The following is a 22,802-nucleotide window of genomic DNA, read 5'->3' on the forward strand; positions in this document are numbered from 1 at the left end:
CGGCGCCTCCCCCACCGGACAGCAGGCCGGGGCACAGCAGATACAGCCGCAGGTGTCCGCGGACCCCCTCGGCCCCCTCGGGCCGCTGGCCGGGATCGTCGCCCCCCTGCTGCCGTTCCTCCTGGCCGGCGCATCCCCGACGGGCCAGCAGCCGGTCACCGCCCCGTTCCAGCGTTGACGAGGAGTCGCATGCACCAGACTCCGTCCGGTGCCGGGCCGATCGGGAGCACCGTAGGTGGCGAGCCCTCGCCGGACGGTGCGCCGGCCGGCACCGCGACCGCAGCCGAGTCCGGCACCGGCACCGGCACCGGCACGAGCAGCAGCACGAGCGCCGACACCGGCACCGGCACCGAAACGCCGCCCGGCACCGGCGCCGTCCGGCCGGGGGACGGCGTACGAGCCCAGTGCGAGTCGCTTCTCGTTCGTACCCATGACTGGCTGGAGCGGGCCGTGGGGCAGGCCCCCGAGGTGAACGCTCTGGTCCCGCTCATGATGACGGCGGTCGATCTCTACAGCCGCGGTCACCACCACCAGTGCCTCCAACTGGCGAACGGCGTGCGTCAGGCCATCGAGGTGGCCAGGGCCGCGGTCCCCGGCCTGCCGGCATGGTGAGCCCGGGCCCGGCCGGTCCGGGGCCGGGCCCGGCCCGGCCCCGGATCGAGCACTACCTGGTGGGCAGCAGCGAGACGACCGTACTCGTACGGGTCGCCGGGCAACTGGGCGCCGAGCCCGACGTGTCGGTGCGTGTCGTGGCCGGGACGCGGCGTCAGCCGTCCGTGCTCGCCGTCGCCATGCCTGCCGAACGTGCCGAGCAACTGCGGCGGGAGTACCCGGATCAGCTCGTTGTCGAATCCGATGAACCCCTGGAACCGTACGGCGTCCGCGATCGGCCGTGAACGCCCGGTGATTGGAGCTGAAGAGACCGTGTCCGACAACGACGACACTCGGGAACACCAGCCCCAGGGCAACCACGGATCCCGGAGACTGGGCAGAAGACTGGTGCAGTGCATGGTCGTGCCCCTTTCCGGGGACGTCCTTCCCGCCGGGGTGCGACCCCACGATGCCGAAAGCCTCTTCCAGCAGTTGGGGAACGATCCCGAGATCGAGGAACGCAAGCGGTTCACGATCCCGAAGGCCCCTGCCGACGGAACGGGCGGTGTCCCCACGACGGCCGAGGTGGCGGTGCTCGCCATGCCGCCCCACCGCGCGACCGCTCTGGTACGCGACCCTGCCGTGCACATCGAGCGCGACCACCATCTCCACCACGCCTCGCCCTCGCCCCGGGGCATGGGGGTAGAAGGTCCACTGGTCAACCCGGGAGTGCAGCCGAAGGCCGCCCCCGTGACGGCCGTCAGCTTCCGTGTGACCGGCGGCAACGGTGTCCCCCTCCCCGGCGCCACGGTCGTCGTGATGAGTCCGGAAGGGAACTTCCAGTCCTCCACCGACCCTGACGGGCGCACCACGCTGAATCTGACCATCCACGACCTGACCGCGATCACCGGCGTCTACGTCAAGCCGGTCAGCGACTACTGGGAGGCGTATCAGGACCTCCCCGCGCTCTCCATCGCCGAGGAGAACACCGTGCGGCTGCGCCCGCTCAGCGACACGTTCCCCATGATCCACGAACGTCAGGTCAGGGGCTGGGGCCTGGCCGCCATGGGGCTCGAACAGATCCCGCCCAACTATCGCGGCCGGGGAACCAAGGTGGCCATCATCGACTCGGGCGTCGCGACGGGGCACCCTGACCTGAACCGGCGGATCACGAGTGGCATCGATCTCGTGCACGGCGAGGAGAGCGGTCAGTGGTCGGTCGATACGCTCGGCCACGGCACCCACTGCGCGGGTATGGTCGCGGGTGATGCCGGCAATGCCCTCGGAATCCTCGGCATCGCCCCCGAGGCCGAGGTCCACGTCTGCAAGATCTTCCCCGGCGGCCGCTACTCCACGATCATCGAGGCGCTCAAGTACTGCATCGCGCACCAGATCGACGTCGTCAACCTCAGCATGGGCAGCGACGAACCGTCCGCACTCGTCAGCAACGCCATCGAGCAGGCACGTGAGGCCGGCACCGCCTGTGTCGTCGCGGCCGGCAACTCCACCGGCCGGGTGCAGTACCCCGGACGGCTGCCGACCGTCCTGACCGTCGCCGCGATCGGCAAGCTGGGCCAGTATCCCGTGGACAGCTACCACGCCCAGCAGGTGTGGGGTCAGCCCGACGAGCAGGGCTACTTCTCCGCGGCGTTCACGTGCCACGGCCCCGAGGTCGACGTCTGCGCCCCTGGTGTCGCGATCCTGTCCAGTGTTCCCGAGCGCGGGTACGCGGCCTGGGACGGCACCTCGATGGCCACCCCCCACGTCGCCGGGCTGGCGGCGCTGGTCCTCGCGCACCACCCCGACTTCCGCGACGGCCACCGGGAGCGCAACGCCCGGCGTGTCGACCGGCTGTTCGAGATCATCCGTTCCTCCTGCACCCCCCTCGATCTCGGTGACCCGGGCCGCACGGGCGCCGGGATCCCCCATGCAGGCAGGGCACTGGCGCTGGAGGCTCCCGTCAGGGCCGTGCTGACCCCTGAACTCGCCCAGCTCCGCGAAGCGATGCAGAACGCCGGCCTGCTCACCGCCACCGGCACCACGGTCACCAGTCCCCTGGAGGAGGTACGGCGCATGCTCCAGGCTGCGGGACTGCTGCCCACCACCTGACCACCGGCCGGCCGCCACGCGGAGGGACGTGTCCTGTAACCGGAGCGGTGGCGTCCCAGAGGCAGGTGGGGCGCTGGAGGGCACTCACGCGGGGGTGGCAGCTCTGGCCGGCCCCGGTCGGGTCGTGGTGTCCAACGGGCCGGAGTCGACCGACTCGCCACGGCAGAGGCCAGGTACACCGACTCGCCACGGCAGAGCCCGGCGTCGACCGACTCGCCACGGCAGAGCCCGGCGCGGTGGCGTTCCCCAGGCCCCGTGCTCGACGCTCCCGAAGAGCTGAGCCGGGACGCCCGGACCGCTCGGGCCCGCCTCGACCGCATGTGCCGCACACGGCGCCGCCCTCGGTGTCGACGTCGGTGACTACATCGGTGACGACGTCGGTGTCGAACCCGCGGATGTCCGGGCGCCATCCCCGACAGGTACCGACCGTCGCCGGTGGCCGGTGGCCGGTGTCAGCGTGGCATCCGGTCCGCGGTGTCGTCCGGGCCGGCGCCCCATGCTGCCCGGAGTCGTCGGCCGTGACGACGTCGTGGGGCCGGCGATGGCGACCCCGGGGCCGGGCGACGCCGCCGCGGTCCGCGGGCGACGTGGGTCGCTGGTGCCCGCGGACCGGGGAGCTGCTCCGTGTCGTCGGTCAGACGGCGTGCACGAAGATCTGGGGGGACCAGGACGAGCAGGTGGCGCCGCCGTCCTCGTCGATCGACCTCATACAGGCCCTGACCCTGAAGTTCCAGTCGCCGGAGGTGTCGGGCGTGATCGTCCAGACGCGGCGCTGCCCCATGGGCAGTTGCTTCGCCTGCCAGCCGTGCCGACCCGGCTGCACGAACCGTATGTCGTAGTACGCGTATGTCCGGTGCGCGGTACTGGTGAAGCCGCGGTACACCTGAAGCTTGTTCGTACAACTGTTGTAGCGTGCCCCCAGGTAGGGACTGGAGCCCGATACGTACCGCGGGGGGTCGCCTCCGATGTTGGTGCCTCCGTCGGGGGGAAAGCCGTTGCGGGTGGTGCACGATCCGCTTGGCGCACCGGGCGTTGCCCCGGCCTGCGCGGCGGGGGCAACCAGCAGGCCGGCGCCGATCAGCGCGGCACAGGCGGCTGTCAGGGGGCGCCGCCAGAGGATGCTGACCATGGTTCACTCCGTTCTCGGGTTCCCGGGTTCCGGCGTTCCGGCGTTCCCGGGTTCCCGGGTTCTCGGGTTCTCGGGTTCCCGGACTCTGAGGATCGGTCTGCGAACAGGAAGGTCCGGGTGCGGCCCGGTACACGCGGATGGCGGGCAACCGGGTGCATGAGAGCGTCGCGTGCGAAGAGGAGCCCTACCGGCCTCGTCCTTGCCGTCCGGTCGTCCGGTCGTCCCGTCGTCCGGTGCGGACGGAATGTCGCGACGTGCCGGGGTTCGATGGTGAGCCGGCCGCTGCTCCTGCCGGGTCCGTCCAGTCGGCGCCACCGAGGTGGTGCGGTGGTGCGCCCCGTGGGACAACGAACCGACTCCGCCGTCTTGCGTAATCACCGTAGTACACCTTCACGTCGTTCGCGCTCCGGCCGGAGCGCGCCCCAGGTGGTGGCTGTCCTCCACGCGTTCGGCGTTGCCGCGCCCCCGACTCTGGCGCCGCCCCACCGGGGGCAGTTGTCCGCCTGACACGGTGCGGCCTGGCACGCCCCGCACGTGGGCCCCGGGGTGCCCATCCCGGCGGCACGAGCGAACGGGTCGCCCTCACACGCGCCGAGCGCCCTCCCGTCGTGACAGCGCCACACGGCCGGGCCCGTCGTCGTGCTCCGTTCTCCCCGGCCGAGCCATCGGGAGGAAGGGGACCCCGTCCGGCTTTCCGGAGCCGCCGTGGCGACAGGTGCGCCCGAGCGTGCCGTGGCGCCGCAGCGGGCGGTCGGCCAGGCGGCTCCCTGTCCACAACGTGCCTGCCCGACGGGGGGCGTTGACCGCGCGGACGCCTGGACCCGGGAAGCCCCTTCCCTGGCAGCCGAGGACGCAGGACTCCGAACTGCGGTGCCTGCAAGGGAAACTGTTGAACTGTCAACAACTGTGCTGTTGCGGGCGGATGAGGATGCAATTACGTTCGAACCATCCGAAAACGGATATTCGTCGCCCTGGTCACCCAGTGGCACAGTGAGAGGACGATCAGCATGACGACACCCAACGGCGGCCAGCAGGGAGCCGCGCAGGCCTTCGGAAACCTGCTGGGACAGAGCATGCCCTTCAGCGCGCAGAGCGCCGGAGGACCCCAGCCCCAGGGCGCCACCGCGCCGGGGCCCCAGCAGTTGGACCCCCAGTTCCTGCCGGTGCTCGCGGCCCTGGCCCCGGTCCTCGTCAAGACCGTGGAGAGCATCATCAGCAATCTGAGCGCCCAGCAGGGCGCGCCGCAGGGTGTGCAGCAACCGGGTGTGAGCCCGCAGTTCCTCCCCGGGCTGCCGTTCCCGCCGGTACCCAGCCCGGTGGACCTGCTGCGCGGCATCGGCGGCCTCTTCGGACTCAACGCCCCCCAGGGCACGCCCCAGACGGCCGTGCCCCAGGCGGCAACGGGAGGCCAGCAGCAGCTCGACCCGCAGTTCATCCCCTTCCTTGCGGCCCTGGTCCCCGGACTCATATCGGCCGCCCCGGACATCATCAAGGGGGTGGAGGGCCTCATCAACAGCCTGAGCGCCCAGCAGGGCGCGCCGCAGGGTGTGCAGCAACCGGGTGTGAGCCCGCAGTTCCTCCCCGGGCTGCCGTTCCCGCCGGTACCCAGCCCGGTGGACCTGCTGCGCGGCATCGGCGGCCTCTTCGGACTCAACGCCCCCCAGGGCACGCCCCAGACGGCACAGGCCTACACGGGCGGGTTCGGCCCCGGCCAGCCCATGGCCGCGGCGGGCGGGAGGCAGGTGTGAGCACCGCCGGCCTCACCGGGGCCGGTGTGACACACGCCCCCGAGTTCCGCGGTCTGGTCCAGGGCGCGTGCGCGGGCCTGCTCCGCCGTCTGCACCGCTGGCTGCGCCGCGCCGTCGTGGACGTGCCGGAACTCGCCGACGTCGTCCCCGTGCTCCAGCAGTCGGTCCGGCTCTACCGGGCGGGGCAGTACGAGGCGTGTCTGGCCCAGGCGATGGCCGCAGGCCGGAAGCTGGAGGCTTCGCGCGCGGCCCACCCGGCCCTGCCGCCGCTGTGACGCCCCCCGTCGGGCCCGGGCCGGCCCGCGACCGGCCCGGGCCCCGGGTGCCGCATCTCGTCGGCTCCGGCGATCCGGCCCTGCTCGCCCGCCTCGCCGTGGAACTGGCAGCCGATCCGGAGGTGACGGTGCGCGGGCAGCACGGTCCGGCCGGGGCGCCGACGCTGCTCCTGGTCGACATGACGGCCGACCGCGCGGAGCTGCTGCGCCGTAGTAATCCGGCGGCGACCGTCGAGATCGACGCGCCGCTCGAACCGTACGCGAACCGCGGTCCGCGGTGATCGTCGGGACCGACGCGCCGCCTGCGTACCGGTCCTCCTGGTGCGTCGGCGGGCGCCCGGAGCGCCGAAGACGCGCCATCGCGTGCCTTCGATGCGCAAGACGACACCCGTGAGTGCCCTTGACAGCGCCTTTGATGCGGAGACATCGCATGAACGAGAACAGTCCTCTCGACCCCGACGCACCGGGACAGGAAGTACGGGAGCGTCCCACCCGTTGGCTCGTGGCCCCGCTGCCGGGCTCGGTACTGCCGCAGGGCGTCAGCCCGATGGCGCCCGAATCGGTCTTCGACCGCCTCGCCGCCGAACCCGACGTGCGGTTGTGCGAACGCATCAAGCCGAGCGCTCGGATCCAGTCGCTGTCGGCGGACGGGCCGGAGTTCCCCGAGGTCGGCGTCTTCATGATGTCGGAGGAGCGGGCCCGGCAGCTCGACGCGGGTGTCGAGGTCCATGTGGAGCGCGACCGCCGGCTCATCTACGGCGTACCTCGGCCCGCACCCGACACCGTGGCCGTGGTCGAACCGGCGGCCGTGGCACCGCTGGCCGGCACGCTGAGCATCGCGTTCCTCGTCCGGGGCGGCGACGGTGTGCCGTTGCCCCGGGCGACGGTGTCCCTGACGGGCTCGGCGTGGCCGGCACAGGGGGTCACCGGGCCGGACGGGCGCGTGGTGATCACCGTCAACGGCGAGACGGCCGGCTCGATCAACGCCGTCTACGCCAAGGCGGAGCACGGCTACTGGGACCGTTGGATCGTCCGGCCGCAGCTCGTCGAGAGCGGCGACAACACGATCACGCTGCAGCGGCTGGACCGGTCGCTGCCGGACTTTCCCGGGCGCCAGTTGTTCGGCTGGGGCCAGAAGGCGATGCACCTCGACCGCATCCCGCCCTCGTACCGCGCCCACGGCATCAAGGTCGCCGTCATCGACTCGGGCACCGCGACCTCGCACCCCGATCTCGCGGGGCAGGTCGTCGGTGGTCTGGACGCGGCGGAGAGCAGGAGCTGGAGCGCCGACGTCGTCGGCCACGGCACGCACTGCGCCGGCACGATAGCCGGTGCCGACAACGGTACGGGGATCATCGGTTCCGCCACGGAGGCCGAGATCCACGCCTGCCGGATCTTCCCCGGTGGCCGGATCAGCGCACTGCTCGCCTCCCTGGACTACTGCATCGAGAACGACATCGACGTCGTCAACCTCAGCCTCGGCACCGGTGAGCACTCCGCGCTCGTCGCACAGAAGATCGCGGCGGCCCGCAGCGTCGGCATGGCGTGCATCGCCGCCGCGGGGAACAACGGCAGCGACAAGATCCTCTTCCCGGGGTCACTCGACACCGTGCTCACCGTCGCCGCGCTCGGCAGGACGGGGGAGGCGCCCGAGGACAGCTCGCACGCCTTCCAGATGTTCGGAGAACCCACCGCGGAGGGCTACTTCTCGGCGAAGTTCAGCGCCTACGGCCCGGGCGTCGACGTCTGCGCCCCCGGGGTCGCGATCATCTCCTCCGTCCCGCCCGACGGCTATGCCGCCCAGGACGGTACGTCGATGGCGGCCCCCCATGTCACGAGCCTCGCCGCCCTGGTGCTGGCCCATCACCCCGACTTCCACGAGCGGTTCCCGGCCCGCGACGAGGCACGTGTGGAGCGGCTGTTCCGGATTCTGCGGGAGAGCTGCGAGCCGCTCGACTTCGGCGACCCGAACCGCACCGGGGCCGGGCTGCCGAACGCGGTGCGGGCGCTCGGCCTGGGGTCCGGCACGCTGCTGGGCGGCGCCGCGGGCGGAGGTTTCTCACGGACGTCCGCTGCGGCCGCGGTCGACGAACTCGGCCGGGACCTGGCGCGCGCCGGCATCGATTGACGAACTTCGCGCGGGTGTGAGGAGCATGCGATGCACCAGAGTGTCCGAGACGGATTCCTGCCCTTCAGCCAGCCCCTGGAGGGCCGCACGGACTTCATGTACCTCGATGTGAAGAGCCTCGTGTCGACCGGGGTCGGAAACCTCCTGGACGCCGACGACCCCGCGGCCTTCGGCAGCAATCCGACCCCGCTCGCCGACATCTTCACCCTGGACTGGTTCGACAAGGACACCCTTGCGCCCGCGAGCCGGGAGGAGGTCGAGGCGGAGTACCGGACGGTCAAGTTCAGTGGCACGGCACTCGCCCCGCTCGACGCGAAGCGGGCCCTCACCCGGCTGCGGGCCCCCCGGGAGGCGATCGACGGGCTCGTCGTACGCAAGCTGGACAGCTTCGAGGGCACCCTGCGCGGACGCGAGCAGTACGCCGGGTACGACGGCTGGCCTGCCGACGGACAACTCGGGCTGCTCAGCATGGCCTGGGCGCTGGGCCCCCTCTTCACGTTCCCGAAGTTCCAGGCCGCGGCGGCGGCCGGGGACTGGGCGACCATGGCGCGGGAATGCAGGATGACGGAGGCCGGGAACCCCGGGGTCGTTCCGCGCAACATCCGCAACGCGCTGCTCTTCACCCTGGCGGGCTGGAAGACGACCCTCCCGGAGGGCGACCCGTCCGCCCTCGTCTTCGACCCGGGCCGCAAGCTGGACGAGAACATGCGGTCGGGGAACCACCCCGTACCGCTGACCCTGGTCATCGGTGTGCAGACCGCCCTGGAGTTCCTGGGCTTCGACCCCCACGGCCTGGACGGTGTCGTGGGCCCGGGTACCAGGGCCGCGCTCACCTCGTTCCAGGACTCGGAGGGCCTCACCCGGACGGCGGCGGTGACCGGTATCGACGACATTCCCCAGGAGACGATCGATGCCCTGGCCACCCGCCTCGACGAGCAGGTGATCCCGCGTTTTCCGTGAACACCGGGATCCGGGCCGCCGCCTACAGACGGATGTCCAGCAGCAGATCGGGCTGCGCCGCCCGCACCATGACGGACTGGGCGCGCGGGGGGTGGTCGGCCGCCGAGACGACCAGTGTGTGGGAACCCGGCCGCAGGCTGAGCCGGTAGCGGCCCGCGTCGGTGTACGTCTGGGCGACGCGCTGGCTGCGCGCGTTGATGACGGTGATCCGGGCGGAGCAGCCGCCGGGGTGGGCGGCGCAGCACACCGAGCCGCTCAGGGGCACCGCGGCCGTGTCGTCCGTCCGGGCCGGGCCGGGGGCCCCGGCTGGGACCCCGGCGCCGGCCGACCGGGCGGCCGGAGGCTGCACGGGGCGCGGCCCGCCCCGGGCCGTCGCCGAAACGGGAGCGGGCCGTAGGCCCGGGTCGGGCCGCCCGGGTTCCCGGCCCGTGTCGGACGCCAGGGGCAGGCCGCACTCCTCGGCGAAGGCGGCGAGTACCCCGTCGAGCGCCTCCAGCTCGTGCAGGGCGGTGCGCAGCCGCTGGGCGCGGGGGCCGGGCGCGGCGGGCCGCAGATCCGCTCGCAGTTCCCGGACGAACGGGCCGACGCGGCGCCAGGCGCCCTGGGCGGTGCGGTTCGCGAGGTGGTGCTCGAGCGCTCGCAGGGAGTCGGCGAAGGTGTGGGTGATGCGCTGGATGCCTTCGGACAGACGCGGAGAGAGGTCGATGTCGACGTCCGCGGCGGCCGCCAGCGCCCGGGCGTGCCCCGCGGCCGTGGTCAGCAGCGCCGTACGGTGCTGCGGCGCGCGTCCGCGCACTCCGAGCGGCATCCGCACCAGCGGCCGGGACACCTCCGCGACCTGGAACAGCGCGACGTCGACGGCGCGTGCCGCGCCCCGCAGCCGCACCGGGCTGTCCGGCTCCTCCCAGCGTGCCGAGACCTGTGTGAGGAGGTTCTGGACCGCCTGGAGGTACCCGTGCTCGGCCTCACGAACGATCGCCCGGTTGGACAGGGGGAAGATCAACGCGGCGCACGCCGACGCCACCAGGATGCCGATGCCGTTGTCCACGAGGCGTTCACCGAGCAGGTGGCTCATTCCGCTGTCCGGCGTGGTCAGCCCGTAGAGCTGCACCAGCGCGACGACCAGGCCGGTGGTCCACAGGGCGTAGGCCCGCTGCATGCCCCAGGAGCCGAGGGAGAGCCCCAGGACGATGACCGTGAGCATCCAGTAGACGTGGTGGTGGCCGATCCAGTGGAGCAGGAGCACCCCGATCACCGCGCCGGCGGCGGTGCCGACCATGCGGTGGCCGAACTTGCGCAGCCGTTCGTGCGTGGTGTTGGTGCCGAACAACGTGATCATCACACCGATCAGGCCCCAGTAGAAGCGCTGCGGGTCGATGGCGTCGGCGATCGGGCAGACGATCGCTGCGGCCACTGCGGCGTGCAGCGGGGCGCGCACGAACGGCACGACCCGCTGCCATCCGCTCTCCGTGCGAGCGGTGAGCACGCGCCGCATCGGCACGGCCGAGCCGGGGATCCGGTTGTTCTCCAGCGCCACGGCGGCCGTGAAGGGCACCGCGGCAGGGGCCTTCGGTGTCCGTTGGCCCAGGGTCAGCCAACTGGCCAGGGAGTCGGCCAGGGAGTCGAGGAGCTCGGCGACCCGGCGGGCGAGGGCGGCGGACTCGGCGTCCCGGGGGTCGGCCCCCGGGTTGCGCAGGATCGTGTCGGCCTGCCCGCGGATCACCTCCACGGCGGGCCGCAGCCCGCCGGCCCCGGCCGGCGGGGTGTCGCGGGCCAGCAGCAGGCCCACCGCCAGTGACCGGCGCAGCTCTTCGGGCGGCGACTGCGCGGCGAGCGCCCGGACCGCCTGGCCGATGCCGCGCAGGACCAGCTCCACGTCGAACAGATGGCGGTGCAGCAGCTCCGCCGCGGCGGGGTCGGTGGCCGCCTCGGGCTGTGCGAGGCGGCCGTCGATCGTGACGGTCACGATGTTCAGGCGGCGCAGTGAGTGGTTCATCCGGCGCTCCACCCGCCTCAGGTCGGCGTCGGGATCGAGCGCGTCGACGGTGGCGTCGACCACGCGGCGGGCCTCCACGACGAAGGCCCGCTGCGTACGGAGCAGATCCCTTCGCGGCATCGGGTAGCACAGCAGCAGCCGGGTGGCCAGCACCGCCGCGGCGGACACCAGGGCGACCAGGAACGCCTTGCCCACCAGGGCGGCAGGGATGCCCGCGATGGTTCCCACCAGCAGACCGTTGAACAGCATCATGCCGGTGAGCAGCGCCACCTGGCCGAACCGGGCCAAGAGGAAGGTCAGGGCCAGCGCGGCGGCGTTGAGGCCGATCTCCAGTGCGCGGTCGCCGTGCAGGGCCGCAGCCGCCCAGAGCACCGCGCTGAAGGGGAACGGCATCCACAGGATGGCCTTGGCGAGCTGCGACCAACTGTTGCCGGACACCGCGAAGGCGCTCATCAGGCCCATCATCCCGGCGACCATCATGCCGATCATCGGCGGGATCGCGAGGGCCCGGGCCAAGCCGTAGCCGACCGCGAGGGAGGTGACCATGGCCACCAGCGTCCGCCAGCCCGCCTGCAACTGCCCGAGCCCGGGGTCCGCGGCCAGCACCCGGTCCCACCATCTGTGCGGACCTCCCGCCCGCCGGGGGGCCACGTCGATGGGCACCGCTGCGGCGGGCCTCGCGCCCGTGCTGCGGTCGGCTTCCTGCCGGGCGGTTCCTGGGCTGGTCAAGTGGCCTCCGGTTCCATGGCTGCGGCGAGCGCGGCGACGGCGCGCACGGCGCGCTCGCCTTCGTCGACGGTGGTGGTGTGCGGTGCGTCCAGCAGGGCGGCGGCCATCCGCCGCCCCTGTTCGAACAGCCGGTGTCCGACGGGGGTGGCGGTGGGCCGCACCGCGCGCCGGTCCGTCGTGCAGGACCGGCGCGCGGCCCGTTCCCGGTCCCTCGCCCCCTTCAGCAGCACCGTGGCCCGGGGCCGGACCGTCCCGGTGCGCGGCCGGTCCGGTGCCCCGCGGGGGCGCGCCTCCGGGGCGTCGAGCAGACACGCGTCACTGCGGGTCGATCCATGCTCCCCGGCGCGGAACAGCTCCCGGGCGAGCCTTCCGAGGCCGCGCAGCATGCCGTGCGCGGCACTTCCGGTACGGCGCTCGTCCGGGGGGACGCCGCCGACACCGAAGTACATGCATATGGCAATTATATATCCGCGGGGACGCTCCCGTGCCGCGGGGACGCTCCCGTGCCGCGGGGACGCTCCCGTGCAGGGGCGTGGCCCGATGGGCCTCCTGCCCGGGCCCTCGCCACGCCGCCCACGCCGCCCGGGCGGGCGGCTGGGGCCATCGCGCCCATGGCCGCGGCCGGCAGCCTCAGCGGGCCGGCAGATGCCGGCGGTAGGAGGCCAGGACGGCCAGGCAGCACAGCACCGCGAGGCCGCTGAGGGCGAGGAAGAGGACCAGCGGTGTGCAGGGCGGGGTGATCGCGGCCAGCACCGTCGGGGTGAGGAAGCCGCCGTAGGCCACGGCGTAGAAGACGCCGGTCAGACCCGCCAGATCACGCGGGGTGGCGATGCGCTGCACCTCCAGCAGGCCGCTGACCAGACCGATGCCGAGCCCGGTGCCCAGTACGAGGCTCGCCGCAAGCCCCAGCAGGACCGACTGCTCCTGCTGCGCGGCGTCGGCGACCAGCAGGCCCGCCGCGACGAACACCAGGCAGACCACGAGGGCCCGCGCGCTGGACACGGTGTCGATCCGCTTGGCCCACGGCTGGACGAGCGCGGCGGTGCCGAGCGTGACAACGGTCAGAGCGGTGGCGTAGGCCAGCCCCCAGCGGCCGGTGGCGGGGGCCAGCAGCACCGGCAGGTAGCCGTACGCCAGAGCCGCAGCCGCGAACAGCCACGGCGCGGTGGGCACCACGACCCTCAGGAAGCGCTTGTGCCCGGCGGCCGGGATGCGCAGATGGGCCCGCAGCGGGCCGCGGGCACCGGCGCGGCTGGTCTCCGGCACCCGCGGCACCAGCCAGAGGAAGGGCAGGGCGAGGGCGATCTGCACGAGGAAGGGGAGCACTTCCTTCCAGGGGCCCCACTGGGCCGTCGCTCCCGCCACCAGCGCCCCGGACGCCGAGCCGAGGGTGAAGGCCAGTGAGGCACGGCGTGCTCCGGATCCGACGTCGGCCCCCGGCTCGTACGGGGCCTGGGAGACCTCCTTGAGCCAACTGTTGCCCACCGCCATCGCGATGCCCACGGTGATCCCCGACAGCAGCCGGCCGGCGAAGATCGGCCCGGGGCCGAGTGCCCCGCAGGCCAGCATGGCGCCGGCGGCGATCGAGGACACCATCCCCGCCAGCATCACCGGCCGCCGTCCGTGCCGGTCCGAGAGCGCCCCGGCGAGCAGCAGGGCCGGCGCCAGGCCGAGGACGTAGATCCCCAGGAAGAGGTTCACGATCACCGTCGGGTAGTGCTGGATCCGCTCGTACATCAGCAGCAGCGGGCTGAACTGGTTCCCGCACCAGGTGCAGACGAAGATCGCCCCGAACACCACACGCCAGTCGGAGCTTCTGCCCCCGGCGGGATGCGGCAGGAGGGGTGCCGTACCGCCGGGGTCCCGTTCTCGGGCCTGCCCGGCATCCCGTGCGCTTCCGGTCGGGATCCCGTTCACAGCGCGCCCTGGTGCCGTGCGACGTGGACCGACAGCACACCGGCGTAGCCTTCGGCGTCCAGCGCTCGAAGCCGATCCACCAGCCGACGGTGGTCGTCGAGCACCACGGCGAGGTGTCCCGGCCGGATGCCCAGCAACTGGTGGCGCAGGCGCTGCTGCCGGTCCCTGAGCAGGCCGAAGAAGTGCACGGCGATGGGGTTGCCGGACGCGGCCACCACACTGCTGTGGAACTCCTCGTCCGCCTCCACGAATGCCTCGACGTCCGCGGCCCCGGCGTACTCCTCCTGCCGTTCGAGATTGGCCCGCAGCCGGGACAGCACCTCCTGCGCGGGCCCGCCGTCCGCCACGACACGCCGTGCCGCGGTGCTCTCGATCGCCTCCCGCGTCTCCAGCACGTCCCTGGCCTCCTGCGGTGCCACCGGCAGCACCACGGCTCCCTTGCGTGACGAGAGCGCCAGCAGCCGCTCCGTGTCGAGCCGCAGGAACGCCTCGTGCACGGGTGTCCGGCTCACGCCGAGCTCCCCGCAGATCCGCCCCTCGCTGATCAACTGTCCTCCCGAGAGCTCCCCGCGGAGAATCAGGTCCTTGGTGTACAGGTACGCACGCTCGGCCGCGAGAGCGGCGGCTTTGTCTGCCATGCGACCATCGTAGATCTTGCATGCAACTATGCATGCAAGACCGCCGGGGCTGCCTCGCTCTCGGGCGAAAGCGGTGAACCACCTGGTCACAGGTGGATGGCCCGGTCGGGGACGGGGCGCGAACGGGCGCGGTGCGGGCGGACGCGTCGGCCGTCGGGCGACGCGGGCCGGGCCGAGCGCGTTCGGGGCACTCCATGTCGTCAGGGCCCATCGCCTCACCATGTCGTCACGCCCCCGTCGCCTCACCACTCGCGGCCGGGACCGCGCTGTGCGCGCTCGTGCGGCTCGGTGCCCTCGTGGGCGAGGCGACCCGGCACGGCGTTCGCCGTGTGCCGCCGCTCGCGGCCCACGACGCCCGGCCGCCTCCTTTCCGCCGGTCGGGGCGGGTGACCCGGACGGGATCGGGTGGTCGGCGGGTGCGGGCGGAGTGGACGCGGGACCGACCATGGACACGGGACCGACCATGGACACGGGACCGACCATGGACCCGTGACCGACCGTGGACGGGCGGATACGCAGGACCGCCGGACAGGCCGCTCAGGTAGTCTCCGTCGTCACACGTGCCCGCACCCCGGCACGGCGCCGCCGGGGTCTTCCTGGACCGGCGCGGCACCCCCGGAGGTCCCTCGGGCCGGCCGGCGGAGCGGCGGGCACCCGTCGATGACGCCGTCATGAGAGGTCGGACATGGCCGAGGTGTGTGCTGATGACAGTGCGTGGTCCCGAGGGTGGGCCACAACGCTGGACAATGCCCGGATCCTCCTCGCACCCCAGCTTCCCCGCGGGTTGGAGGGTGCACTGAAGAAGGCACTCGCCGGACGGGGCGGCCCGGCGGTCCACCGGTACTGCTCACAGCCGGCGGCGCCCACCGGGCAGCCCATCGTCTGCATCGGCTCCACACCACCGCCGGCACTGCTGCAGGACGGCAGCTCCCTGGTCTGGTTCCACAGCAGCAACGCCGGGGTCGACGCCGTGCTGCGGGCGGGTCTGCCGAGCGGAGTGCTGCTGACGCGCACCGTGGGCAGGATGGGCGAGCGGATCGCCCAGTTCGTGCTGGGCTGGCTCCTCTCCGAGTGCCAGAGGGTGCCTGATCACCTTGCGCAGCAGCGCGGCCGGCGGTGGCAGCGCCTGCCCTCCGAACTCGCCGCGGGCCAGTTGGCCGTGGTGTACGGAACGGGTGCCATCGGCGCACGCATCGGCCACGCGCTGGGAGTCAACGGCATCCGGGCGGTCGGCGTCTCCCGGACGGGGCGGCAGTCCGACGCCTTCGACGACGTCCTGACCCCCGACCGGGCCGGTGAGGTGCTGGCGCGGGCGCGTTGGGTGATCAACGCGCTTCCGCTCACCGCGGCCACCGCGCAGTTCTTCGGCGACCCGCTGTTGCGGAAGCTGAACGGCGCGACGTTCGTCAACGTCGGCAGGGGCGCCACGGTGGACATGGCAGCGCTGGACCGGGCGCTGCACGGCGGGCAGGTGCGGGCCGCGGTGCTCGACGTCCTGGCGGAGGAGCCGGCCGCACCTGACGACGCGTGCTGGAGCCTGCCGCGCACCACGATCACGAGCCACAGCGCGGGCATCACCCACGACGAGGACGTCGTGCACGACTTCCTCGGGTGCTGGGAGGACCTGCGGGGCGGCGCGGCACGTCCTTCCCTGGCGGTCCGGCCGGCACGCGGGTACTGACCGACGCGGGTACTGACCGACGCCTGCCGTCTTACTGCTGCCCTGCTCCTGCGGTGCTCCTGCGGTGCCGCTGACCCTGCTCCTGCGGTGCTGCTGCCGTGCCTGCCGCGCCGACGGCTGCCTGCCTCCCGCCTTCTTCGCGACCCTTCGCGACCCTTCGCGCCTCTTCGCGCCTCTTCGTGCTCATCCGTAGCTGTTCACTGCTCTTCGTAGCTCTTCGTGGCTCTTCGCGACGGTCTCCGGCGCCGCGAGCCCGGTCGCGTCCTCGACGGCGAGCGGTGGATCTATAGTCGGCCGCATGAGCCGTTGGAGGGAGTTGACCGGGGAGACGTCCGGACACGACTACGCCGCACGGTTCGCGGCCCTGGCACGCAGCGGGAAGGATGTGCACGGGGAGGCGCGGTTCTGCGCAGCGCTCGTGCCTGTCGGAGCTCGGGTGCTGGACGCCGGGTGCGGTACCGGACGGGTCATGATCCGGCTTGCCGAGCTCGGGTACGACTGTGTCGGTGTGGATCTTGATGCGTCGATGCTGGCGGTGGCGCGGCGGCAGGCGCCCGAACTGCCCTGGTTCCAGGTCGATCTGGCCGGGTTCGAGCCGGACCGGCTCGGCATCGCGGCGGACTTCGACCTTGTGGTCGCCGCGGGCAACGTTCTCCCTCTGCTCGCTGCCGGCACCGAGACGACGGTGGTCGAGCGCCTGGCCGGGGCCCTGCGTCCGGGCGGTCTGCTGGTCGCCGGCTTCGGCCTGGACGAATCCCACCTGCCGGTGCCGCCCGGCATCACGCTGCCGGAGTACGACGACTGCTGCGCCGCGGCCGGCTTCACCCTCGTCGACCGCTTCGCCACCTGGGACGCTGACCCCTACGACGGCGGCGGCTACGCCGTGAGCGTCCACCGCCGGTGAGGGTGCGCGGGACGTCCGCCTCTGAGGACGTGCCCCCGGGCACCACCGGGTGGGACGTGTCCCGGGCATCGCCCGAACCGGGCACGGTCACCCTCCCGAACCCGGCACGGTCACCCTCCCGAACCGGGCACGGTCACCGTGTCGAGCCCTGGTCCGGCGGGCTGTCCGGCGAGCGCTCCACGCCGGGTGTACCGGGCCGCGCGGTGTCCGAGGAGCCCGTGGTGCCACCGCCCTCCACGGCCGGCGGGGTGGCGGAGCCGGGGAGCTCGGCCTTCATCCTGGCGAGCTGGGACTCCACGTCCTGGTCGGAGGTCGCCGCATCCAGCTCCGTCTGGATGTCGTCACGGCCGGTCCCGAGGGTGGCGTCCTCCAGCGCACCGGAGTCGATCAGCTCGTCCAGGGCGCCGGCCCGGGCCTGCAGTTGCTCAGTCTTGTCCTGGGCGCGCTGCACGGCCATGCCGACATCGCCCATCTCGTCGCCGATGCCGGAGACCGCCTCGCCGATACGGGTCTGGGCCTCGGCCGCGGTGTAGCCGGCCTTGATGGTCTCCTTGCGGGTACGGAACGTGTCCACCTGTGACTGAAGGCGCTGCGCGGAGACGGTGAGCTTCTCCTCCTGCTCCTGGAGGGTCGCCCACTGGCTGTCCAGGTCCTCGATCTGGGCGGCGACCGCCGTCCGCCTGGTCAGCGCCTCGCGGGCGAGATCCTCCCGGCCGACGGCCAGCGCCTGCTGCGCCTGCCCCTCCAGCTTGCCGCCGGACTGCCGCAGTTGCGCCGCCTGCACCTCGATCCGTTTGCGGCTGGTCGCGACGTCTGCCAGTCCCCGCCGCACCCGCTGCAGCATCTCGAGCTGCCGTTGGTACGAGTAGTCGAGGACCTCACGCGGGTCCTCGGCACGGTCCAGTGCTTTGTTCGCCTTGATCCGGAAAAGGTCGACGATTCGGCGAAAGATGCTGGCCATGGCGACCGCCTGCTCCTCTCCGTGGCCCATGGGCCGCGTCCGACGAGCGCTTGCGCCCTGGTCGCAAGCGCCTCGCTGTTCACGGGCTTCACCCGCTCATGTCCAGTGTTCCTCGCATGACGCCGCACTGGCAGCCGCGGCGGACCGCTCCTGCTCGCCACCCCTTCGTGGACGAGGGGCACGCAGTGCCGTGGACGGTGGAAACGGTGAGCGTCGAAAAGCGGCACCAACCGCGCCGGACGCGGGTGAAGGACCTGCGGAAGGACCTTCGGAAGGTCCTGCGGAAGGTCCTGCGTACGGGATCCGTCCTGCGTGCAGGCCCGTGCCGGTCCACCGCCTGCCCGCCTGCGGCCGGTCGGGTGCACGATCACCGGGCCCGGTCGTCACTCTTTCGGCGGCCCGCACATGAGCGGACAGCCGCAGCCGGACGGTCCGCCGGCGGCCTGTCGCGCCCTCCGCGCGGTCCACCCGGTCCCCCCGGATCCCCGGGACGCACGCCAAGGACGACCCGTCCGCGGACCCCGGGCATGATCCCCTTCCCCCCGCGTCTCACGTCGTCGCTCGCACCGGCACTCATCTTGTCGCTCGCACCGGCGCTCGCACCGGCAGCCGACGGCAGGGGCCGGACCTCTTTCCCCAGGCTGTGCCGGGACCGTTCCCGTCCGTGCGGCACCGCTCACGGAGAGCAGCCGGCAGGCGATCGTCAGTGCACGGTGCCACGCTGGGGCCACACGGAATCTGCGGAAGGGGATCACCGCCATGATCACCACGGACTTCGCCCCCGGTTCACCCTGCTGGCTCGACCTCGGCGCCCCGGACGTCCGCGCGGCCGCAGCCTTCTACGGCGCCGTGCTGGGGTGGGACTACCAGTCCATGGGCGAGGGGGAGGACATGGAGGGCGGCATGTTCCGCAAGGACGGAAAGGTAGTCGCCGGGCTCGGCAAGCTCACCGAGGAGGGCGCGCGCCCGGCCTGGATGATCTACTACGGCGTCACCGACGCGGACGCCACGACCCGGGCCGTGGAGCGCGCGGGCGGCACCGTGCGGGTGGCGCCGATGGACCTCGACGACTGGGGCCGGATGGCGCAGTACAGCGACCCGCTGGGGGGCCAGTTCGCCGTCTGGCAGCCGGTCGAGGGCGGGGGGGTCGAGCTCGTGGACCAGCCGGGCTCGCTGTCCTGGACAGAGTTGTACACAAGCGACGCAGCGGCCGCCAAGGAGTTCTACGGCGGCGTCTTCGGCTGGCGGTTCAGCGACATGGAGCTGCCCGGCGGCGGGGGCACGTACTCCCTCATCACCCCCGCCGGGCTTCCCGAGGACCGCATGCACGGCGGCGTCATGGAAATCCCCGAGGAGAACCTCACCCTGACGGACGGACGACCCTACTGGCACCCGGTCTTCGCCGTGGCCGACTGCGACGCGACCGTCGCCAGGGTCGCCGAGAACGGCGGGAGCCTCCAGATGGGGCCCGAGGACGCGGAGGGCGTCGGCCGCCTGGCCGTCTGCCTCGACCCCTCGAACGCGGACTTCGTGGTTCTGACGCCGGTCAGTGGCTGAGCCCGGCAGGCAGGACCACCCCCCGTTCTCGGTGGAGCCGGGACGGCGTGACGGTCGTCACCGTGGTCACGGCGAGCCTCTGACACGGCCCCGGACGGCCCCGGACAGCCGAGAAGGCCCCGGACGGCGGTCAGCCGAGGCGCCGTACCGGCTCGCCCGCCAGGAATGCCTGGATGTCCTCGACCGCGTCGCCGTAGTACATCGCGTAGTTGGCCTGTGAGACGTAGCCGAGGTGCGGGGTGGCGAGGAGGCGGGGGGCGGTGCGCATCGGGTGGTCGGCGGGGAGCGGCTCGATGTCGAAGACGTCCACGCCGGCGCCGGCGATCCGGCCCTCGTGGAGCGCGGCGAGCAGCGCGTCCTGGTCGACGATGGCCGCGCGGGAGGTGTTGATCAGGTAGGCGGTGGGCTTGAGGAGGGCGAGTTCGCGCGCGCCCAGCAGGCCGCGGGTGCGCTCGCCCAGCGCGAGGTGCACGGAGACGAAGTCGCTGCCGCGCAGCAGTTCCTCCTTGGAGGTGGCGAGTTCGGCGCCGAACTCCTCGGCCCGCTCCCTGGTGAGGTGCTGGCTCCAGGCACTGACCCGCATCCCGAAGGCCAGGGCTACCTGGGCGACCCGGCTGCCGATCTTGCCGAGCCCCAGCAGACCGAGGCGGCGGCCGTGCAGGTCGGCGCCGACGGTGGACTGCCACGGGCCCTGGGCGCGCAGGGCGTCGTTCTCCTGGACGATGCCGCGGGCGAGACCCAGCAGCAGCGCCCAGGTGAGTTCGAGCGGCGGGGTGGAGGAGCTGGCGGTGCCGCAGACCGTCACGCCGTTCCGCGCGGCGGCGGCGTGGTCGATGACGGAGTTGCGCATGCCCGAGGCGATCAGCAGCTTCAGCCGCGGCAGGCGATCCAGCAGGGACGCCGGGAACGGGACTCGTTCGCGCAGGGTGACGGCGATGTCGAAGTCGGCGAGCCGGGCGGCGAGCTCGTCCTCGCCGGCCAGGTGGTCGCGGAAGACGACGGGCTCCACCCGGTCCTCTATCGGGCTCCAGTCGGCGTACTCCAGCGCGGCGTTCTGGAAGTCGTCGAGCACGGCGCAGCGCAGTCGCATGTCGGTCTTCTCCGTAGTTCGTGCCGTTCGTGTGGCGCCGAGGCGGGAGCCGTCGGCAGTCCGATCACACCACTTTCGGCGATCGCGCGGGCGGGCCGGTGGCGGCCGGTGCAACGGCCGCCCGACCGGTCCGCCCACCCCTGACGGTCCTTGTACGCGGCGGGTGTTCCTCCGCGCACGCGACGGGTGCTCCCTCCGTGCCGCATCGCCGTCCGGCCTGAGGCCATCAGCGCGCCCGCACGGCCAGGAGGCTTCCTCGGCCGCCAGCGCCATCAGTCACCACAGGAGCACCGTGCGTCCCGACCGAAGCGCGAGCCACGTGTAATCCGTCACCCTCCACCCACAGGACGATCACGGAACACACACCTCACGAAGTCCCGCCGACGGCCAAGTAGAGGCACATCGTGCCTGGTCACGCTGGGTCCGCGGCCCTGGCGCGGTCTCCGTTGCGCCGCCGGAGGGGGCCGACCGCGCCAGGAAGCCGATCGCCGGTTCTTCTTCGGTTTTCGTACACCGAACCGTTACACAGGATGGGAAACATCTCTGCATCCCCCTGACTCACCGTCCCCATCCGCCCGACTCTCCGTGCCTGCCGCAGACGGGCCCGGCACAGAAACGGCTCCCCTGTGTCCTCACCCCCGCTCGCCGTGGCGGCGCCTGCCACGACGGTCCCCGCGCTCCCAGGACCTGCCACGGCACCCGCGTCCGCCACGGCACCGGAATCCGCCGCGGCACCGGCATCCGCCACGGTTGCCGAGTCCGTCCCAGCGCCCGCCTCCCCCGGGCGCCTCTCCTTTCCCACCGGCCTCCTCAAGCGAGCCCTGTGCCTGCTTCCGCTGCTGCTGATCGGGGCCTGGACGGCCGTCCACTGGCACGTCATGTACGCCGGCGCCACCCGGCTGGCCTCCGCCGACCCCGGGTGGCTGCTGGCCGGGCTCTTCTTCACCTGCCTGTCCTGGGCGGCCGCCTCCTGCATCCGGCAGGGAGCCGTCCTCGAACGGCTGCCGTCGCGGCTGCTGTACGCGACGCAGTTCGCCGCCGGTGCCGCCAACCACCTCCTGCCGGGGGGCCTGGGCGCCCATGCCGTCACCCTGCGCTTCCTGAACCGCCGGGGACTCCCGCTCAGCCGTGCCACGGGGTCCATCGCGCTCTACTCGCTGACCAAGTCGGTCGCCACGACGCTGGTGACCACCACCTTCCTGACGCTGAGCCTGCACACCGTGCCCTACGGCGCGCTGCTGCCCGACGATCCCGGCACCGCGCTGGCCGTGGGGGGTGCGGCCGTGGCCGCCGGCCTCACCGTGGCCGGTCTGCTGCTGACGTTCGTACGCCCGCTGCGCCGCCTCGTCACCGACTTCCTGCGCACCGCCCTGACCGACGTACGGCGTCTGCACACCCGGCCCGCCCGGGTCCTCGCCCTGTGGGGCGGCGCGGTGGCCTTCCCGCTGCTCCAGGCGAGCGTGGTCGCCGCCGTCGCCGCCTCGCTCCACCTTCCGCTGCCCTGGCTGGACGTCGTCCTCGCCTACCTCGCCGCCAACGCGCTGGGCTCCGTGGTGCCCTCCCCCGGCGGCCTCGGCTCGGTGGACGCCGCCCTGGTCCTCGCCCTCACCGCCTTCGGCGCCCCGGCCCCGCTCGCGGCCGCCACCGTCATCGGCTACCGCGTCCTGACCGTCTGGCTGCCCCTCCTGCCGGGCGCACTCACACTGACGGCGCTGGTGCGCAGCAAGGTGCTGTAGCGGCCTGGCCCGTCGTCCGTGTCCGCAGTCCGCAGTCCGCGGTCCGGCGGTGCTCATCGGTGTCCGCAGTCCGGCGGTGCTCATCGGTGTCCGCGGTCCGGCGGTGCTCATCGGTATCCGTCCGACGGTGCTCGTCCGTGTCGTGTGCCACCGATCGCCGGTGCTGTGGAGGGGTCCCCGGCACGGGACCGAGTGTCAGCGCCTCCGCAACGCCCGGCCGCGATCACGACCGCCCGCGCGTCCGGCACTTCACTCCCCCGCGTCCTGGCCGCTCGTCACCCGGCCCGGGAGACCTTGACGATGTTGCCGTTCTCGTCGACCGTGTGGGTGTTCCAGTAGGTGTCCCACCTGTCGCCCACGTGCTGCGGCACCTTCCCCTGCGGGTAGCGGACGTAGCCGTCGGGCGGCTCCTTGCCGTCGGGTGCGCAGGCGCTGCCGGTGCCGCCCGCGGACATGACCGGGTACTCGCCATCGCCGCAGATCGCGTCCTGGGCGGAGCAACCGGTCAGCACGGCGGCGGTGGCGCAGGCCAGGACGAACCCTGCTGCCGTTCGCGTCGGCCCCCCGGTGCTCGCGGGTGGCCGGGGGTGGGCTCGGCTCGGAAAACGCATGGTCGGCTCCCTCCGGGTGGCTGGCGGGACCAGCCCCGCGCA

General features: G+C 72.8%; 20 protein-coding genes. 12 read left to right on the top strand and 8 right to left on the bottom strand.

Annotation, left to right across the window (positions count from 1 at the left end):
* Positions 1–189: 189 nt before the first annotated feature.
* The 3 genes from IE313_RS18260 to IE313_RS18270 all read left to right on the top strand — a co-directional run bounded on the left by IE313_RS18260 (position 190) and on the right by IE313_RS18270 (position 2,700).
* Positions 190–612 carry a hypothetical protein gene (locus tag IE313_RS18260; protein ID WP_189933447.1) on the top strand — a complete coding sequence of 141 codons (423 nt, stop codon included), beginning with the start codon at positions 190–192 and terminating at the stop codon, positions 610–612.
* Positions 606–896: a hypothetical protein gene (locus IE313_RS18265; protein WP_189933449.1), complete on the top strand. Its 291-nt coding sequence runs from the start codon at positions 606–608 to the stop codon at positions 894–896. Before IE313_RS18260 ends, IE313_RS18265 begins: the two co-directional genes overlap by 7 nt.
* A 112-nt stretch (positions 897–1,008) precedes the next feature.
* Positions 1,009–2,700, top strand: coding sequence for a S8 family serine peptidase (locus IE313_RS18270; RefSeq protein ID WP_189933451.1), 1,692 nt, complete (start codon positions 1,009–1,011; stop codon positions 2,698–2,700).
* A gap of 634 nt (positions 2,701–3,334) precedes the next feature.
* Here the strand turns inward: IE313_RS18270 and IE313_RS18275 are convergent.
* Entirely contained in the window at positions 3,335–3,829 is a 495-nt protein-coding gene (locus tag IE313_RS18275; protein WP_189933453.1) for a hypothetical protein, read from the bottom strand.
* A 1,007-nt stretch (positions 3,830–4,836) separates the two neighbouring features.
* On the opposite strand from IE313_RS18275, the gene IE313_RS18280 reads away from it, so the two are divergent.
* The 5 genes from IE313_RS18280 (at position 4,837) to IE313_RS18300 (ending at position 8,940) form a co-directional block, all read left to right on the top strand.
* Positions 4,837–5,577: a hypothetical protein gene (locus tag IE313_RS18280; RefSeq protein ID WP_189933455.1), complete on the top strand. Its 741-nt coding sequence runs from the start codon at positions 4,837–4,839 to the stop codon at positions 5,575–5,577.
* Complete coding sequence (locus IE313_RS18285; RefSeq protein ID WP_189933457.1) at positions 5,574–5,852, top strand: hypothetical protein; 279 nt, start codon at positions 5,574–5,576, stop codon at positions 5,850–5,852. The genes IE313_RS18280 and IE313_RS18285 overlap by 4 nt, the downstream gene beginning before the upstream one ends.
* Before the next feature lie 47 nt (positions 5,853–5,899).
* Positions 5,900–6,133: a hypothetical protein gene (locus tag IE313_RS18290; protein WP_189933459.1), complete on the top strand. Its 234-nt coding sequence runs from the start codon at positions 5,900–5,902 to the stop codon at positions 6,131–6,133.
* Positions 6,134–6,282: 149 nt separating this feature from the next.
* Positions 6,283–7,980, top strand: a complete 1,698-nt coding sequence (locus IE313_RS18295) for a S8 family serine peptidase (RefSeq protein ID WP_189933461.1) — start codon at positions 6,283–6,285, stop codon at positions 7,978–7,980.
* A gap of 30 nt (positions 7,981–8,010) precedes the next feature.
* Positions 8,011–8,940 (top strand): peptidoglycan-binding domain-containing protein, encoded by a 930-nt coding sequence (locus IE313_RS18300; protein ID WP_189933463.1) that lies wholly within the window; start codon positions 8,011–8,013, stop codon positions 8,938–8,940.
* A gap of 22 nt (positions 8,941–8,962) precedes the next feature.
* On the opposite strand, the gene IE313_RS18305 is transcribed toward IE313_RS18300, so the two are convergent.
* From IE313_RS18305 to IE313_RS18320, 4 genes are all read right to left on the bottom strand, one after another.
* Complete coding sequence (locus IE313_RS18305) at positions 8,963–11,665, bottom strand: FUSC family protein (RefSeq protein ID WP_189933465.1); 2,703 nt, start codon at positions 11,663–11,665, stop codon at positions 8,963–8,965.
* Positions 11,662–12,114, bottom strand: a complete 453-nt coding sequence (locus IE313_RS18310; protein ID WP_189933468.1) for a MarR family transcriptional regulator — start codon at positions 12,112–12,114, stop codon at positions 11,662–11,664. Before IE313_RS18310 ends, IE313_RS18305 begins: the two co-directional genes overlap by 4 nt.
* A gap of 181 nt (positions 12,115–12,295) precedes the next feature.
* A complete protein-coding gene (locus tag IE313_RS18315; protein WP_229924741.1) occupies positions 12,296–13,465 on the bottom strand; it encodes an MFS transporter in 1,170 nt (389 codons plus the stop codon).
* A gap of 113 nt (positions 13,466–13,578) precedes the next feature.
* Positions 13,579–14,220, bottom strand: coding sequence for a GntR family transcriptional regulator (locus IE313_RS18320; RefSeq protein WP_189933470.1), 642 nt, complete (start codon positions 14,218–14,220; stop codon positions 13,579–13,581).
* Between the two features lie 784 nt (positions 14,221–15,004).
* Between IE313_RS18320 and IE313_RS18325 the strand changes: the two genes are divergently transcribed.
* Positions 15,005–15,901: an NAD(P)-dependent oxidoreductase gene (locus tag IE313_RS18325; protein WP_229924742.1), complete on the top strand. Its 897-nt coding sequence runs from the start codon at positions 15,005–15,007 to the stop codon at positions 15,899–15,901.
* 298 nt (positions 15,902–16,199) lie between these two features.
* The gene (locus IE313_RS18330; protein ID WP_189933473.1) at positions 16,200–16,805 is read left to right on the top strand and encodes a class I SAM-dependent methyltransferase; all 606 of its coding nucleotides are present in this window, start codon (positions 16,200–16,202) and stop codon (positions 16,803–16,805) included.
* 133 nt (positions 16,806–16,938) lie between these two features.
* On the opposite strand, the gene IE313_RS18335 is transcribed toward IE313_RS18330, so the two are convergent.
* The gene (locus IE313_RS18335) at positions 16,939–17,766 is read right to left on the bottom strand and encodes a PspA/IM30 family protein (RefSeq protein ID WP_189933475.1); all 828 of its coding nucleotides are present in this window, start codon (positions 17,764–17,766) and stop codon (positions 16,939–16,941) included.
* A gap of 759 nt (positions 17,767–18,525) precedes the next feature.
* Between IE313_RS18335 and IE313_RS18340 the strand changes: the two genes are divergently transcribed.
* Positions 18,526–19,323: a VOC family protein gene (locus IE313_RS18340; RefSeq protein WP_189933477.1), complete on the top strand. Its 798-nt coding sequence runs from the start codon at positions 18,526–18,528 to the stop codon at positions 19,321–19,323.
* A 130-nt stretch (positions 19,324–19,453) separates the two neighbouring features.
* Here IE313_RS18340 and IE313_RS18345 read toward each other — a convergent pair whose 3' ends face one another.
* A complete protein-coding gene (locus IE313_RS18345; protein ID WP_189933479.1) occupies positions 19,454–20,413 on the bottom strand; it encodes a D-2-hydroxyacid dehydrogenase family protein in 960 nt (319 codons plus the stop codon).
* Positions 20,414–21,039: 626 nt separating this feature from the next.
* Here IE313_RS18345 and IE313_RS18350 point away from each other — a divergent pair.
* Positions 21,040–22,149 carry a lysylphosphatidylglycerol synthase transmembrane domain-containing protein gene (locus IE313_RS18350; protein WP_229924743.1) on the top strand — a complete coding sequence of 370 codons (1,110 nt, stop codon included), beginning with the start codon at positions 21,040–21,042 and terminating at the stop codon, positions 22,147–22,149.
* A gap of 275 nt (positions 22,150–22,424) precedes the next feature.
* Here the strand turns inward: IE313_RS18350 and IE313_RS18355 are convergent, their stop codons facing one another.
* On the bottom strand, positions 22,425–22,760 hold the full coding sequence (locus IE313_RS18355; protein WP_189933481.1) for an SCO0607 family lipoprotein: 336 nt from the start codon (positions 22,758–22,760) through the stop codon (positions 22,425–22,427).
* Between the last annotated feature and the right edge of the window lie 42 nt (positions 22,761–22,802).

Source organism: Streptomyces sulfonofaciens (assembly GCF_014656295.1).
Classification (GTDB): domain Bacteria; phylum Actinomycetota; class Actinomycetes; order Streptomycetales; family Streptomycetaceae; genus Streptomyces; species Streptomyces sulfonofaciens.